The sequence below is a fragment of the Oceanobacillus damuensis genome, from assembly GCF_001618145.1.
GTDB lineage: Bacteria > Bacillota > Bacilli > Bacillales > Amphibacillaceae > Oceanobacillus > Oceanobacillus damuensis.
Window position 1 is genome coordinate 17,239 of sequence record NZ_LQNF01000039.1, and the last position, 16,761, is coordinate 33,999.

Sequence of the window (16,761 nt, forward strand, 5' to 3'; positions counted from 1 at the left end):
CTTATAGTAATGTTAATTGATTACTATAAGGAGTAAACACATAAAAAATTCAATGCTAAATATAATGGGAACTGTATTTCTGCTTATTGTTAGTATTAAATAGCTGTTTTATCACTATAAGATTCGCCTTTTCCGGTAGATTTCATGCTAAAATTGACTATATAATTACATATTTCTAAGGAGTTTTATGAAATGAGTTTTTTTAATAAGAATAAACAGAATGCCCGCAACTTAAAGGTATATCGTACACTTGTTGATCAAATAAATAAAATGGAACAATATTATACGAGTTTGACAGATGAACAGTTAAAGAATAAAACGAACGAATTTAAAAAACGGCTTCAGCATGGGGAAGCTACAAAGGATCTTGCTGTAGAAGCATTTGCAACGGTGCGGGAAGCTTCTCGGCGTATTTTAGGATTACGTCATTATGATGTGCAAATAATGGGTGGATTAGCATTACTCTACGGCAATATTGCTGAGATGGCTACCGGGGAAGGGAAAACACTCGTTGCCTCCTTGCCAAGTTACTTGGTCGCATTAGAAGGAAAAGGTGTTCATGTCATTACCGTCAATGATTACCTGTCAAGGCGTGATAAAGAATTAATTGGGGAGATTCATGAATTTCTTGGTCTTACGGTAGGCCTGAATGTTCCTGGTTTAAGCAATAGTGAAAAGCAGCAGGCCTATCAATGTGATATTACATATGGTGTAGGAACTGAATTTGGATTCGATTTTCTGCGTGATCATACGGTTCAATCCTCCCATCAGAAGGTACAGCGCCCCTATCATTTTGCAATTGTAGATGAAGTGGATAGTGTGCTGATTGATGAAGCGAGAACGCCTTTAATCATTGCCGGAAAAGGGAAACCTAGTGATCGACTATACAAGGTTTGCTCCAAAGTTGTGAAAGGCCTTAAAAAGGACGAGCATTTTACGTTTGATTTCCAATTAAAAGTAGTGAATTTTACGGAAGCTGGATTAAATAAATGTGAAAAGGTATTTGGTGTCGAAAATTTATTCGACCTTGAACACAGCTCTCTCTTTCACGCGTTATTGCAGGCACTTCGGGCAAGAGTTCTCTATGAGCGTGATGTGGATTATATCGTTAAAGATGGTGAAATCAAGCTAGTCGATATGAATACAGGAAGAATTATGGAAGGCCGCTCTCTAAGTGATGGACTGCATCAAGCGATTGAATCAAAAGAAGGATTAAAAAATACGGATGAAAACAAAACCCTTGCTTCCATTACGATCCAGAATTATTACCGCATGTACCCAACAATTTCAGGAATGACCGGCACAGCCAAAACGGAGAAAGCAGAATTGAACAAGGTTTATGGAATGGATGTTATTCAGATTCCAACAAATAAACAGAATCAGAGAATTGATTACCCGGACATGGTTTTTTTAACGAAAGAACAAAAATATAATGCTCTAGTCAAAGAAGTAAAGCAGCGGCATCAGAAGGGCCAGCCTATTCTGATTGGCACAACCTCTATTCTTCAATCCGAAGATGTTGCCAAAGAAATGCATAAGGAGAAACTCGATTATCAGCTATTGAATGCCAAGAGTGTCCAGCAAGAAGCGAACTTGATATCTCTTGCGGGTCAAAAAGGACAAATAACAATTGCCACCAATATGGCAGGACGCGGTACCGATATCATGCTTGGAGATGGTGTAGCTGAATTGGGCGGTCTCCATGTAATCGGTACAGAACGAAATGAAAGCAGACGGATTGATGATCAATTAAAAGGACGTTCTGCAAGGCAGGGTGACCCCGGGTCCACCCAATTTATTATTTCTCTTGAAGACTATCTGTTTGTTCGCTATGCGTCAGATGAATTGGAACGTGCAAAGCCAAAATTTAAAGCCAATAAAGATGGATTAATCGAGTCAGCAAATATTTATAAATTTATTGAAACGGCACAGAAAATTGGTGAGGGTGTGCATTATCAATTCCGTGAATATAATTTGAATCTTGAAGATGTTGCAAATGAGCAGCGCATGGTGATTTACAAACTTCGAAATAGCTTGCTCGAGACAGAGAATCCACTCGGGTTTATCGCAAAACAAACAGAATCACTTCCACAGGAAATTACGGGTTCCCTCATCAATAATGCAGACGACCCTCAGGATTGGGATTTAATGAAATTGGAAAAAGAGTTAGACCCTATATTGCTTACGGACGTATCATTTGCTAGCCAGGAATTCAACGATATACAGGAACTTCAAGCATTTGTAGATTCATTGATTCTGGAACATGCAAAGCAAATGGAACACTATGCAGAAAATGAAAGAATCCAGGTATCTGCCAGGGAAACTGGTCTATTCGTTATCGATAATTTGTGGAAACGTCATTTGGATTCCATCAATCAGCTGAAAGAAGGAATCGGCATCCGACAATATCAGCAGGAAAATCCTATTCAAATATTCGAGAGGGAAGGATACAAGTTTTTCGAAGCAACCTATCAGGAAATCGAATATGAATTAAGCATACGCATCAAAGGAATGATTAAAGCAATTCTTGACAAACAAAAGAAAGAATTGGAAATAACCTATTTAAAATAACTTGGAAAGGGTGATACGATGTTTCGGTTTTCAAAACAAAGAAAAGAAGAAAAAAAGAACTCCTTAGATGCTAAGGATATCCTCAGTTCAAAGGAAAGTGAAGCAACGGATGAAATGATTGAAACAGAGCTTTCCATCTCGCCTAATTGGAATATATCAAATGAAGATAGATATGTTTATACTTTTCATAATAATCAAAGTCCAAAATTAAAAGCAAATCAGATTTCCATTTATGGAATAGAACTAGAAAAGCTGAAAAGTAATGGCCTGATTGCAACGGCTTTGATTAAAAATACAGTAAAAAAGAGTGTACACTTCGACAAAACGACGATTCTTTTATTGGACGGAGACAAGGATATCATAGCTAAAAAAGAATTTGATTTAAAACAGCTTGGAGACATTCCTTCAAATAATGCACGTCCATGGAGGTTTATGTTCAATGAAAATGATCTAATTGCCAAGGGTACAGAAATAGATACAGCCAGCTGGTCATTAGCCTTCGAAATCAAAAAGAAACATCGTCTTGATTTGGAGGAATCGTGGGAAAAATCGATAGCCGAAAAAACAAAAGCAAGTTTAGAAGAAATTGTAGCAAATGCTGCACCCTTAAAATCCGGAGAAGTAAATTTTATGGGGATTCAGGCGGAACATAAAGATAACGGAGAGCTAAGTGTGACTATCCTTATCCGAAACGGTTCTGATAAAGATATCTCCCTCCAGCAAATTCCACTTGGATTTAAAGATGCAAGTGGTGAGCAGATTGCTAAAGGTGGATTTAAATTAAAAGAATTCAAAGTAAAAGCAAATACAAGTAAGCCATGGACATTTGTTTTTCCGTCTGAAAATGTTAAGAAGGAGAACATAGATCTTTCTACATGGCAGGTTTATCCAATACAGTGAACTGTTGATCCAAATGAAATATTTACAAGACGCGAAATGGCAGCAGCCTTGGACAGAATCTATCAAAAACTTTCACTGAGCACCCATTTGAAGATATTTATGCTGATAACAACTCAGATTGGTACAATGATGCCGTCTCGGATTTATATGAAGCAGGAATTGCAAATGGTACAGGAACTAGAGAATTATTCGAGCCCTTTATAGAAGTAAGCAGAGTACAAATATCCATTTCCTGGCACGTTCCATGAATGAAGATTTTAGATTAAGATAAATCGAGCAGACGGAGGTGACTAACCTCCGGCACTCTTCCACCACCTTATATGGTGCTTTCATTTAAGTCTTACGTAAAATTTGATATCTATAAAATAAAATCTTCAAGCCCTTGTTTGAAGCTATATTGGCCAGCAAGGGCTTTGACTTGTTTTACACATCTAGTCTTGTGTGAAATTCATATTTCTAGAAGTGGAGATTTGCCCGCCGACTCCATTCAGATTCTTGGTCGTTCCAGACACCCTTTCTTTAGCTAATCACCACTGCTTCCTTCGTGGCTCGGGATTTAAACCCTATGAAATATACTCATACCTAACGCTCAAAACGGTTCTCCTGTTACCAATGGTAGCAGGAGAACCGTTTTACTCATTTCACAAACTTCATTTCATCAGGGTCGATGACTTCATAAAATGAATATGACCAATAGTCTCACCGCCAATTCAGACCGAATAGTGGCTTGTAATCTGATTTTGAATTCCAGTGATGGAAAAAAAGTAAAATTCCCATAGAGAGAATCTCTATGAGACAATTAAACTTCTATTTTATTTATTAATCTGCTGCCCTATCAACAATAGCCCTTCTACATCAGGAGTTGCCGTGCCACGGTTCTGTAAATGTTAAGCAAAGACGTAAAAATGAAATCCCGCTTGATAACTTGATAACAGACGGGATGCTTACCAAGGCAAGGGAATTTAGAGGCGAAAATGTCATCATGGCATTGCAAAACGGCGGCGGTATTTGTGCAGATATTAATGAAGGAACAATCACAGTGGGGGAAGTCATCACGGTTCTGCCATTTGGTAACACACTCACAACCATGGATTTAACCGGTGCGGAATTGAAGCAAGCCTTTGGGCAGAGAAATCTGCGTTGAATATGAAGTGAAAGTTAATTAATAGTATAGTTAACAATAATATTTGGTAAATTTTAATATTTATTGGCTGACATAAAATAAAAAAATCCTGCAGAGATCTCTCCGCAGGAAAATAATAAAGCTTTGTTCAATAATTTAGGAACAGAAATGATATCCCATTACTGGATCACTGTTCTTGCATGATTACTCTGGTAACCATTGTAGCAAATTCACTTCGGCTAATATTTTTCTTAGGAGCATAACTCCCATCCGGAAGTCCCGTCGTAATATTATTGGCTACCAATTTTTCAATATAAGTATATGCCCACGAATCTTTATCTACATCAGTAAATATTACGCTGCTTTCGCCAGTGAGATTGTAGGCACGAACTATAATTGCGGCCATTTCTCCCCTGGTCAAGGGGGCGTCTGGGTTAAAATCACCATAACCATTTCCAGTTATAATACCCTTTTTAGCTGCAGCACCAATATAACCCAATGCCCAATGATTTGCAGGCACATCCTCAAAATTATGATCCTTGTCCAAGGTTAAACCTTGCTCTCTTACAATGATAGCAGCTGCAGAAGCTCGAGTAATATTATCCTTTGGTCCAAAATTCCCATTTGGATAACCTGTGATAAGATTATTTTCCGCTAAAAACAGAATTTCGCTTTCCGCCCAGTGTCCCACTGTATCAGGAAATGTTATTGTATTAGAATTGAATTCATACGTAAATGTATTTTCATCACTGATTAATCCGCCATGTATTGCTATAGCCTTCACTACAGTGTCTTCTTTTATTAGAATCGGTTCTTCATATAATATACCATGATTCGCAGTTGGAGTTGATCCGTCAAGCGTGTAGAAGATTTTGGCATCGGCTAAATTAGTAGTTAATTCTAATTCAAATGGATTGTTGAATTTACCAGATGGGACACTAGCCGATGGCGTTTCTATCTCAACCTGGTCAATCGTATATTCATAGGTTACAACTTCGCTTTGTTTATCATTTTGGATTGCCACTGCCTTCAGGGTAGTATCCTCTTCTATTTTAATCGGTCCACTATACTTGATGCCATTTGTTATACTTGGGGTCGTACCGTCTAATGTATAGTTTATATACGTACCGTCTGGAATGGTAAGTTCAACCTCTATCTGACCAGTGTAGTTCCCACTTTCGGGTGACGCCACAGGTATCGGTACTTCTTCTTCTGTTTCCCCAATATAGCTAATATCAAAAATATAAGGAGAAGTATCCGAGTAGGATTGTAGATTTACGATAACAACATAATATTTCCCTGCCTTTACATTGCTAAAAGTCTGAGAAAAATATTTTAATGTTCCATCTTCATCTATAAATAAATCTGTATAATCAATTATATTCCCGTTCTGATCCAATAATATAGCGGCAGGATCACTGTAATATGCATATCTATCCGTCGCTGTCGTTATCAAAAAATCACCGTTGTCAGGAAGATCCACCTCAAAATAGTCGTAATCGTCATAGGTTTGGAAATATCCTGCACCCATTGATCCATATGGCAAATAGTCTGCTAAATCCATATAATCGTTAGGTTCTGCCTCCATGACCAAGTCAGAATCATCATTCGTATTTGTGGTCATTGTTACACTTAAGTTATATGCATCCTTAGACCAGTGATTATTATAATCATAGATCGCTATATAATAGGTTCCGGGACCTACAGCAGTTGTATAATCTTCATCATAACCCATCCCTGTTTCATCTATTAACTGGCGATCTAAAATGGTATCCCCATCATATTCATATAACGCCCCAACGAGGTCGAGATGATTAGAAGAATACGATAAATTAACTGATAACTCTTTGCTCTCATTAACTTCAAAACGATACCAATCTACATCCATGGGGAGGTCCATTTTATCACTAATTGTTTGGTCTGCATTCAATATTTTAGCATCAACTCTCACATCAGATGCATCATTTTCCAAGGATGGAAGGTTGGCAATCATTGCTTGATAGGCATTAACCCTCCCAAAACCAGACTCATTATTCCACTCTGTACCACCTGAATTTTCTGCTCCTTCCTGAAGGGCCCATTCTATTTCATTGGGGTTCCAGTTTGGATGCTCTGCTTTCAACAACCCTGCCAGCGCACTCACAATAGGAGCAGAAAAAGATGTACCGGCGCCAAAATTATATCCGCCAAGATAGTTTGTACTTAAAATATTTTCACCTGGTGCTGTTATGTCAATAAACTCACCGTAGTTACTAAAGTATGTCGGCTGGTCATTTTTATCACTTGCTGCTACATTGATTACCGGCGCATAAGAGGCAGGATATAATGCACTACCTATCCCGTCGTTACCAGCAGAAGCTACCAATACAATTTCATTATTACTCGCAGCCCATATTGCTTCTTCTTGAACACTGCTATACTGATAGCCTCCAAAACTCATGTTGATAACATCTGCTCCACGTTCAATTGCATAGTAAATTCCACTAACTGCAGCGGATAAGGAAACTATTCCATTTTCATCGGCAACCTTTATGGGGAGTATTTTTGCATTTAAATCGATTCCAACTATACCATTCTTGTCATTATTACTTGCAATAATACCGGCAACATGCGTACCGTGACCATTATCATCAGATGCATCTGCATCCTCGTTGACAAAATCATACCCTGACAATACACGCCCCTGTAAATCAGGATGATTTGCATTTACCCCTGAATCTAAAACGGCAATGGTGACATCTGTTGATCCTTTATTAATATCCCATGCTATGTTCATATCAATTTGTTCAAGATACCATTGTTCATCCAGATACGGGTCTGACGGAATATATGTGGATTCCAACAGATAATCAGGTTCCACAAATATACTATTGGATTCCCGTTTTAGCTCTTGCAATTTTTTATCATAATCATCGCTTTCGCTAACTCTCACACGAAATATATTTTGCTGTTTCATAAACTCTGAAACTTCTAATTCTACTAAACCAAATTTTGAGGCATAAAATGTTTCTCCTTGCTTCCACTTGACAATGATTCCACGATCATTCACATCATCCTGATTGACTTTAGCAAGACTCATGATTTTTGAATCGTCATTCTCTGCCTTTTTATAATTTCTTCTGATTTTTTCAACGTCCTGATCCAAGTCCCCGTTGCTTGTAAAGGAGTTAATTGAAGTAGAAGCAGAAATCTTTGCTTGATTCTCATTTTCTTTTAAATCAGAAAAGGTATGAATGAAATCTCTCTTCTCTTCAAGTGGAATCTTGTCTGCTTTTACTTTATCTTGAACACGAATATCCTCAATGGCTTTTTCAAAATCAGCACTACTTATTCCTTCTGTTGCGAAAGCGGATTGGGGAAAAACCAATAATAAAATTAACAAAATACTACTGAACCTTCTAATGTGTCTTTTTTTATACAGAATACTCTCCCCCTTAATGGTTTCTACTTTTATTTATTAAAACTAAGAAAGCGGATTTAAAAAACGCACATCCATGTATTTAACTTCATCCGAAACTTCAAAACTATCTTTTATTGTCGCTTCCTGTGCGTTAATGGGAAATCCAGAAAAAACAGATAATATTGTTAAGATACCCCTTTCTAGTTCAATATTTATTATAAACTTCTAATATGGAAAATTCTATAGAACCTTACAAAAAAAGGTATTGTAAAATTAAAAACCTATATCATTCTTTTCACTGCTCTCCTTTATAATAACAAGTACATCCAATAAGAAAAACTAAAGGGGTTTACGCCATTTATTTTTTCAAATCAGTATTTGAAGTGATAACTATTACTTAGTGAATCATTTTCTGCATTCGATATACCATTTTCGATAAATCTTCTCTTCTATTTTTAATCATTAATGATGGTTACTAAAACCTGATGTCCTATTTGCACATGACTATGGTCAATTGTCCCTTTCCCAAAATAGCAATCTAAAAAACTAGGTCTTACATAATATTACAACATGAACCACCTGCTCTTGAGGTACAAGGGAAAGAAACGGGGTAGCTTATCGGGATGAATCATCCTAATCACCCGGTATTTGGGCTTGCGCATTTACAGGATATCCACCTATTCGGAAACTCCATTTTATACCACGGAAAACCTATCAGTGGTTTCATCGTGACACTGCCCTTTCATGAATTAACGTTCGGGTTATGACCAGTTTTCTTGGGTTTTATTAGGAGAAAAGGGGCTTTTTTTAGGATTGACAAGCTATTGGCCAATCGTTACGATAAAATATAGCAGTATTTTACATCTACTAGAATGAAGGTGGCCTCCTTGGTCTTTAGCAGCTTGCTTTTTCTGTTTGTCTTTTTGCCAATCGTACTCATTACATACTTTGTCGTACCTTTTACTTTAAAAAATATCTTGCTATTAATTGCTAGCCTGTTCTTCTATGCATGGGGAGAACCTGCTTATATTTTCCTTATGTTGTTTTCTATTTTGATGAATTATATTTTTGGATTGCTCATTCATTACAAACAACATAAAAAAACCTACACGGCTCTTGCAGTAGTAGGTAATCTAACTTTATTGGGCTATTACAAATACAGTTCCTTTTTCATTGAAAATATTAATGCTATATTTAATACGCAGATTGCTAATGAACCTTTACCATTGCCAATCGGAATTTCCTTTTTTACCTTTCAAGCAATGAGCTATATTATTGATATATATCGGAAAGATGCCATGGTGCAAAGGAATTTATTTAATCTAGCGTTATATATATCTTTATTTCCGCAGCTTGTTGCAGGTCCAATCGTGCGTTATAACACAATTGCAGAGCAATTAAAAAGCCGGATACATAACATTCCATTATTTGCCGATGGAGTAAGACAATTTATAATTGGTCTTGCTAAGAAAGTCATTATCGCAAATCCATTAGGAGAGATTGCCGACAATATCTTTGCCGCATCACCAAATGAGATCAGTGTCACAACAGCATGGATTGGAATTCTTGCTTATACATTACAAATATACTTCGATTTTTCCGGTTATAGCGATATGGCAATTGGACTAGGGAAAATATTTGGATTCAAGTTTCCTGCTAACTTCAATTACCCATACATATCAAAAAGTATCAGTGATTTCTGGAGAAGATGGCATATTTCGTTATCAAGCTGGTTCCGAGATTATGTTTACATTCCATTGGGGGGTAATCGAAAGGGTGTACTGAAAACCTATCGCAACCTCTTAATCGTATGGACCCTTACTGGTTTTTGGCACGGTGCCAGTTGGACGTTTATGGCCTGGGGATTATATTACGGAATCATCATAAGCTTGGAGAGGGCAGGCCTTAAAAAGATCCTAAGCCGTCTATGGAGTCCACTGCAGCATCTTTATGTTCTTATTATTGTAATGGTTGGATGGGTTTTCTTCAGAGCGGATAACTTCACCTATTCTTATGAATACTTACAAAGCATGTTTTTTTTAAATGAGGTTGGATTAATTGATTATACAGCAAAACTATATCTTCATGATAAAGCATATTTGCTCCTGCTAGGGATCACTTTTAGTCTTCCAGTTTACCCTTGGTTCATTAATAAATTATCGCAATATGAGGCTAACCGTCGATTACGGCCTTTAGCTGTCACCATTCGTTACGGAATCGGTCCATTTTTATACATGTTCCTATTCACACTTGTTACCATGTTCTTGGTAAATTCAACGTATAATCCATTTATTTATTTTCAATTTTAAAAAAAGACTTCCCTTACAATGTGAGAAGTCTTTTCTTGTTTGTTTGTCTCACGATGTGCAAACTGTCGTGATAAAATCCGTATTGGTAACAGGTTCATCAACTTTCAAATTGTTTTCAGAAACCTCCATAGATCAGCCCGTAATTTAAAAGAGTTTGAATTGACTCATCAAATCAGGTAACCTCGTAGGGGTATCCTATGTTAAATGCTTCCAGGTATGCGCCATGATCTGTCAACATTGTTTGCATCTCTTTAATCAGGCTTTCATTGCCACTCATTTGCCTGAAATTCACTTTTTCTTCAATTTCCAAAGAGGCTGGCAGCGCCTGCAGCTTCTCCTACCGCAATGCCAGTTGGGACAATTCTGGCACTATGGATGAATATCCGGCAGAACGCCCCACAACAAGCAAATCCTCTACACCATTTCTCGCTTCTGAAACTGCTGCTGCCACCTATAAGGGTCACTAGTAAAAGAATACTGATAACTACCTTTTTCATAATTCCCTCTGAGTATTTCGTCATTTTGTTTGATCAAAATCAAATAAATGGTCTAATGTTCTTCCATTACTATATAGAAAAACCACAGCATCATAATCTCCCTTTTCCAAATAATCATATAAGCTTTCCCCTTTGTTATGCCGTAGATCATAAAAGGTAGTGTGTTGGAAGTGGTTCGCAAGCAATGGAACAAGTGGGTTGGCATACGAGTCTTTTAAAAAAAGCACCTTAGAATTCTTTTCCTTCTTATACGGGTTTATAATATGAAGTTCACTATAATCTGTCGTAAAAACTTCTGCATATGTGACCTGTTCCTGGTTCAGCTGATTTGCTTTTCCAAAAATATCTTGAAAGGAAACTTCATTTTCTGGTTCTAACCCTCTAATAAAAGTTTGCCATTTCCCTGTTTGAATCTGATTCGAAACCGCATAGCATATTTCTTCCCCAGATGGCTCCAATGTTTCATATAACTGCTGATTGTATATTCCCATAAATGTTTTGTCCTTAATACATTTCTTTGTAAATTCTTCCGGGTTAAATGGTCCATCTTCATAAATTGGCATACTAGCGTCAAATGTATTACGAATAACTTCATAGGCAGCGAGTGCTCCAGTCATATTCCAATGATGGTCAGTTTTATAATAGAAATCCTTGTAATCTTTCAGCCCAAACTTCTTTTGCCATTCATCTGCAACATCAATGACTTGAATATGTTCTTCAGGAAATTTAGATAGGAGTGTCTCTTTATCTAAATCACCAATACTCGGCTCTACCCAACCAGGGTAATTTATATCCAGCATATTTCGCCGATCTGGAAGTGAAAAGAAGTACAATGATATCTCACGTTTATTCGTATAATCTTTTAATTGTTCTATATTTGTAGTGGCCATCTGAATTGCATCTTTATTTACTTCCGTAAAGGGTTTTGGATACACCCACTCTCCATCGATATAATAATTATCATTTAAAAAGGTTTGATTAGTAACTTTTTGCCATAGAAGGTGACTTTTTATCCAATCATCTCTATAATAAAACTGATCCGTAATATAACTCTCAAATTTCTGCATATAAGTACCGTCAATAATAGATTCTTTGTCAATTTCTGGTTTTTGTGCAAGGGAACGGTTTTCCGATTCTGATATATCATGATCATTCGTAAGAAAAACCATACTGCCGAAGAAGAGCAGAAAGGCAGCGAATAATATGATAAGAATGAGATTAGAAAATAGTTTCATTCTATACTTTCTCCTTATATCTAATAAAAGCAGCTATGTTTTTGCAATTATAAATTTTGTATATATGATATACTTATCCAAGTATTAACTACATTTAATTTCACTATCTACTATGTTACTCTGATAACTTGAATAATTCAATGATCTATCCGAAAATCAAATGTAGAGAAAACTATAGGAGTGCCAAAAATAAATGAGCAAAAATTTGAGAAACAAGCTTTGTCCCTGTGGCAGTGGAAAGAAATATAAAAAATGTTGTGGTACAAACCAAACTCTTAAAATAGATGCTAATATGATTAATCATGAGTTATACGAGCTGCACGAAAGCTTTATCGATGAAACAACAATCAAGCATGGGCAGCTTATAGAGGAAACCTTGCAAACATATCATCAATCTGCGTTTGATGAATATGATGAAATGCAGCAAATCTATCAAAACGGTCTATTGATTTGGTTGTTTACAAATCCTGTACATTCACTATTAAAGGATTTTATTACTAACAAAAAATATAAGTTACATAAAAAGTCACTGTTATTGGCCGATAAATGGAAGAATGTTTCTCCTACTGTCGTAGAAATAGTTGCACTAAGCACGGGAAATCAGCAATTCATTCAAGTAAGAAGTCTGATAACTGGTGATCGCTATATTATACCTGTACAAAATAAAAAGGGCTATGTGGTTGGCAGCTTATTATTAGGTTCCATTATTCCATTTGCAAGTCATCATAATTTCCTCTTTAGTATGATTAAGTTATACAATCACGCTAAAGCAGATGTACTGGAGCTAATCTACCATTCTCAGAAAAGGGACGGGCAAATTTCTGCTCACTTTCCATCTTTCTATTCCGATCTTTTAAAATTAGGCATAAATGATGATGGTGAGCAAAGGAATCTTTACCATGAGGTATCACAATTATTCGCAAATCATATGACTGATAAAAACATATCAGATGATTTAATCCTAAAGGGGTTAAAAGCTTGGGAGAATTATTGCAGGAGCGAAGAGCCAACATTTAAAAAGATTGATTCTTATGCAGCTGCAGTAGAATATTTCACATTGAAGCTCTCCTCAAATCAACATGGTGTTACACAAAACCAACTCGCAAAAGAATATGGCATATCCCCAGGAAGCGTATCTGCCAATTATCGCAAACTCGAAAATGCTCTTAATCAAGAAAAGCCGAGTTCTACTTGAATTAAGTAGAACTCGGTTATTTTTATGGATATATAATCTTGCCGGCATTTATTTCACACAACTATAAATTTTTGGCTTTTAACTGTAGACGGAATGGTCTGACCTATCATTTACTTTTAGTATATCTAGATGTATACTTAGTAGTTGATAAAAAAGAATAGTTATTGGAGATGTAAAATATGAGGGATTTACGTATTCCGGAGAAGAAGTTTCGTCCGGAGCTTGAGGGAATTCGTGTGGTGGCTGCTTTTCTAGTTGCAATCTATCATATATGGATTGGTTCTGTATCTGGTGGTGTAGACGTATTTTTTATTGTATCAGGTTATTTGATAACAATTTCCCTGCTCAATCGGATTGAAAGAGATGGGAAAATAAACTATATTGACAATTTGCTAGGGCTAGGAAGGCGTTTATTACCAATGGCTATGACGGTTCTGCTTACGACAATCGTTCTATCGTTTTTAATTATGCCAACGGTACAATGGAAACAAATTATTTCGGAGGTTTTCTCTTCAGCTTTCTATTACCAAAACTGGCAATTAGCGACAAATTCTGTAGACTATTTAGCACAGAATAATCAGGCAAGCCCACTGCAGCATTTTTGGGCTCTTTCGATACAAGGTCAGTTTTACATAACATGGCCATTTCTAATTACGTTTGTATTCATTCTTGCGAGAAGGGTTTTAAAAACACCACTCCGTAAGACATTATTAGCCGTTCTTTTAGTTATCTTTACAGCTTCTTTAAGCTACTCCATCTATATTACAAATGTAAACCAACCATGGGCATACTTCGATACGTTTGCACGTGTTTGGGAGTTTAGTTTAGGAGGAATGCTTGCGATATTGCTTCCGTATATTCAAATAAATCGTATTCTAAGTTTTATTCTTGGATGGATCGGCCTTTCAATCATTTGTTTTACTGGAATCCTATTACCCGTTTCCTCCGTCTTTCCTGGTTATGCAGCATTATTGCCAACAACTGGGGTCATGTTAGTAATTATTGCAGGAGAAAATTACAATAAATACGGTGTTAATAAATTTTTAGGCTCTAAACCTTTTCTAAAACTAGGTGGCATTTCCTATGGATTTTATCTATGGCATTGGCCACTGCTTATTTTCTATTATAGCTACTTCAATACGGATTCCGTAACCTTAGCTGGCGGACTTGTTATTATTGGTTTAACATTAATCCTTTCCTATACTTTAACAAAACTACTGGAGACTCCAATTAGAGCACTAAGTGTTAAGCACTCGAAGAAAAAGCTTATACCGATTTTAGCAGCATTTTTATTTACTACTACGCTAGCAAATAGTGTCTGGGCCGTCTATGTAAACGAAACACAAACTGTGCCGGAAGAATTTGCACAAGACGATTATCCTGGGGCTCTAGCAATTCATGGAAATATCCAACCAACTCCAGAAGTAAAGCCACTATTAGAAGACCCGACTTCCATAGAAGCTCTTCCTGAATTTTATTCAGATGGATCCTGTTACTCTTCGATGCGTGAATCAAAGGTTACATTGTGCTCATACGGCGATACAGAAGATCCCGAGTATACGATAGCACTTGTTGGAGGTTCTCATTCAGGACATTGGTTCCCTGCTTTGAAAGAAATATCATATGAGTTAAACGTTCAAATTGATGTGTACAATAAGGATGCTTGTCGTTTTTCTGCTGATGATATGGGTGAAACATTAAGCGAGACATGTATTACATGGAATGAAAATGTAGTTGAGCCACTATTAGAGGCAAAACCAGATATTATCTTTACAACGGCTAACGTTGCTGAACAGGCAACGATTCCTCAGGGATATATTGATCAATGGAAAAAATTCGATGGTGGGAGTGAGATTTTTGCTATACGTGATACACCGAATATGCAGTTAGATATTCCCCTTTGCTTAGAGCAGAACGATGAGGAAGCATGCTCTATTGCAAGAGATGAAGTTCTCTCTGAGGAAATACCGTGGGAAAATACAGATGGATTACCTGAGAATGTAACATTTGCGGACTTATCTAACTACTTCTGTGATGAGGAGACATGCTATCCGGTAATTGGAAACATAGTTGTTTATCGAGATAAACATCATATTACCAATCTTTATTCTGAAACACTTGCGGAGCCATTAAAAGAAGAACTATTAAAGACCATCGAAAAAATTGACCTGGCACGAGAATAAGGCTTAAATTACAATTTTTTTAATCTGCCTACCTTAAGGGGGAGCATATCAAACAGTGATATGCTCTCTTTTGTTATAACTGAGAGAGCGGGCACCCACTTATGTGGCTGCCCCTCGCATAAAAAATATATGGGTCCTATTAAGACATATGGCTTAAATTTTACGCTGATATAGAGTATACATCAGATAAGTATATACTTTACGTAATATATGCACAGATGAAGATTATATATAAGATATAATTTAGCCATTTAGAATAATGGTCAAAAAAGACTTGCAAAGATTTCTCTCTATAGGGTTTTGCATTCAACTGAAAGGTTTCGAGCAAGTTCATAATCAATCGTGTCCATTTTTCCATCACGGAGAGATTTAATTTTTTGTTCTGCTTTTACTCTTTCTTGATGTGTAATATTTCTGTCCAGCTGTTTTATTAATCGGTCAAGTGATGCTAGCCCATTCCACGGCTCACTCTGTATGAGTTGATCAAGAATAATATCTATTCTTTCAGTGGGAATGGTTGCAAAATTAACTAAAGGTATTTTTTTTAAGGTTTCTAAAAGTACTTTCTTATCTTTTCTATCAGTAAGCTCCTTAATGCTATCTTCCAAAGCGGTTGTTTTTTCTTTAACTGCTTCTACAGTTGCACCATTGTGATATTTATCTATTACTTCAGCAACTACATATTCTCTGCCAGTTTTACCTAAGTTGATGAATTCATTGCCTGCTTCTTCTATGGACTTCGCCATTAAATTTTGTTCAGGTGACATTTCAGGAGCAGTATATTCATCACTTAATGACTTAACGAAAGTATCAAGTTCTTTCATAATGCTTGTTTTTAGGGGGCAAATCTGGACAGGGGTAATTAATCTGTTCACTTCCTTGGCTTTGTCCATTGAATCAATAAATGCTATTTTTTCCTTGGCAAGATAAAGTTTGTTCACCCAGTTAATACGGAATAAAAGTTCATCTTTTAAGTCGATTGATATATGAATATCGTTAACCAAAATCTCAATGTCGTTCAGTTCCTTGATATTTATATTTAGAGATAGCTCTAATGTCCCTAATCTGTTGCTTAATTCGTTGTATAACTTTTGTTCATCGATCTTCGCAGTATAAGTTACGTAGTATTTATCGTCCTCCGTAGGGAATTCAGTTATTTCTTTTGTGGCGACACTTGAGGGCAAAGTTGAAAAATCCATAATTGTACTTCCTCCTATTTGGTCTCTGATAATCTATTATAAAGCATAAAAATGTTTATTTGAAAGCCTGAATAAAGTACTTTTTTGAATGTAATCGAGTAGGAGGGGGTGACTAACCCCCGACCTCTCACACCACCGTACGTACGGAT

General features: G+C 36.6%; 10 protein-coding genes. 6 read left to right on the forward strand and 4 right to left on the reverse strand.

Annotated elements, in window-relative coordinates; genetic code table 11:
• The first annotated feature begins 192 nt into the window (after window positions 1-192).
• The 3 genes from secA2 (at window position 193) to A4245_RS19825 (ending at window position 4,615) form a co-directional block, all read left to right on the forward strand.
• A complete protein-coding gene (gene secA2, locus A4245_RS17215) occupies window positions 193-2,571 on the forward strand; it encodes an accessory Sec system translocase SecA2 (RefSeq protein ID WP_067730223.1) in 2,379 nt (792 codons plus the stop codon).
• 18 nt (window positions 2,572-2,589) lie between these two features.
• Window positions 2,590-3,471 carry an accessory Sec system S-layer assembly protein gene (locus A4245_RS17220; protein WP_067730225.1) on the forward strand — a complete coding sequence of 294 codons (882 nt, stop codon included), beginning with the start codon at window positions 2,590-2,592 and terminating at the stop codon, window positions 3,469-3,471.
• Between the two features lie 862 nt (window positions 3,472-4,333).
• Window positions 4,334-4,615: a 5'-nucleotidase C-terminal domain-containing protein gene (locus A4245_RS19825; RefSeq protein WP_407668398.1), complete on the forward strand. Its 282-nt coding sequence runs from the start codon at window positions 4,334-4,336 to the stop codon at window positions 4,613-4,615.
• Window positions 4,616-4,781: 166 nt separating this feature from the next.
• On the opposite strand, the gene A4245_RS17225 is transcribed toward A4245_RS19825, so the two are convergent.
• On the reverse strand, window positions 4,782-7,976 hold the full coding sequence (locus A4245_RS17225) for a S8 family serine peptidase (protein ID WP_067730226.1): 3,195 nt from the start codon (window positions 7,974-7,976) through the stop codon (window positions 4,782-4,784).
• Between the two features lie 905 nt (window positions 7,977-8,881).
• On the opposite strand from A4245_RS17225, the gene A4245_RS17230 reads away from it, so the two are divergent.
• Window positions 8,882-10,303 carry an MBOAT family O-acyltransferase gene (locus tag A4245_RS17230; RefSeq protein ID WP_067730227.1) on the forward strand — a complete coding sequence of 474 codons (1,422 nt, stop codon included), beginning with the start codon at window positions 8,882-8,884 and terminating at the stop codon, window positions 10,301-10,303.
• 299 nt (window positions 10,304-10,602) lie between these two features.
• On the opposite strand, the gene A4245_RS17235 is transcribed toward A4245_RS17230, so the two are convergent.
• Entirely contained in the window at window positions 10,603-10,800 is a 198-nt protein-coding gene (locus tag A4245_RS17235) for a hypothetical protein (protein WP_067730228.1), read from the reverse strand.
• Between the two features lie 20 nt (window positions 10,801-10,820).
• Window positions 10,821-12,035 carry an alginate O-acetyltransferase AlgX-related protein gene (locus A4245_RS17240; RefSeq protein WP_067730229.1) on the reverse strand — a complete coding sequence of 405 codons (1,215 nt, stop codon included), beginning with the start codon at window positions 12,033-12,035 and terminating at the stop codon, window positions 10,821-10,823.
• A 193-nt stretch (window positions 12,036-12,228) separates the two neighbouring features.
• On the opposite strand from A4245_RS17240, the gene A4245_RS17245 reads away from it, so the two are divergent.
• A complete protein-coding gene (locus A4245_RS17245) occupies window positions 12,229-13,230 on the forward strand; it encodes an SEC-C domain-containing protein (protein WP_067730231.1) in 1,002 nt (333 codons plus the stop codon).
• A 179-nt stretch (window positions 13,231-13,409) separates the two neighbouring features.
• Entirely contained in the window at window positions 13,410-15,413 is a 2,004-nt protein-coding gene (locus tag A4245_RS17250; RefSeq protein WP_067730233.1) for an acyltransferase family protein, read from the forward strand.
• 290 nt (window positions 15,414-15,703) lie between these two features.
• On the opposite strand, the gene A4245_RS17255 is transcribed toward A4245_RS17250, so the two are convergent.
• Window positions 15,704-16,612, reverse strand: a complete 909-nt coding sequence (locus A4245_RS17255; protein ID WP_067730234.1) for a hypothetical protein — start codon at window positions 16,610-16,612, stop codon at window positions 15,704-15,706.
• Between the last annotated feature and the right edge of the window lie 149 nt (window positions 16,613-16,761).

Excerpts from the sequence above, each read along its gene's own strand:
- secA2 (WP_067730223.1), top strand. The coding sequence starts at position 193 with ATGAGTTTTTTTAATAAGAATAAACAGAATGCCCGCAACTTAAAGGTA.
- A4245_RS17220 (WP_067730225.1), top strand. The coding sequence starts at position 2,590 with ATGTTTCGGTTTTCAAAACAAAGAAAAGAAGAAAAAAAGAACTCCTTA.
- A4245_RS17235 (WP_067730228.1), bottom strand. The coding sequence starts at position 10,800 with ATGAAAAAGGTAGTTATCAGTATTCTTTTACTAGTGACCCTTATAGGT.
- A4245_RS17240 (WP_067730229.1), bottom strand. The coding sequence starts at position 12,035 with ATGAAACTATTTTCTAATCTCATTCTTATCATATTATTCGCTGCCTTT.
- A4245_RS17245 (WP_067730231.1), top strand. The coding sequence starts at position 12,229 with ATGAGCAAAAATTTGAGAAACAAGCTTTGTCCCTGTGGCAGTGGAAAG.
- A4245_RS17250 (WP_067730233.1), top strand. The coding sequence starts at position 13,410 with ATGAGGGATTTACGTATTCCGGAGAAGAAGTTTCGTCCGGAGCTTGAG.
- A4245_RS17255 (WP_067730234.1), bottom strand. The coding sequence starts at position 16,612 with ATGGATTTTTCAACTTTGCCCTCAAGTGTCGCCACAAAAGAAATAACT.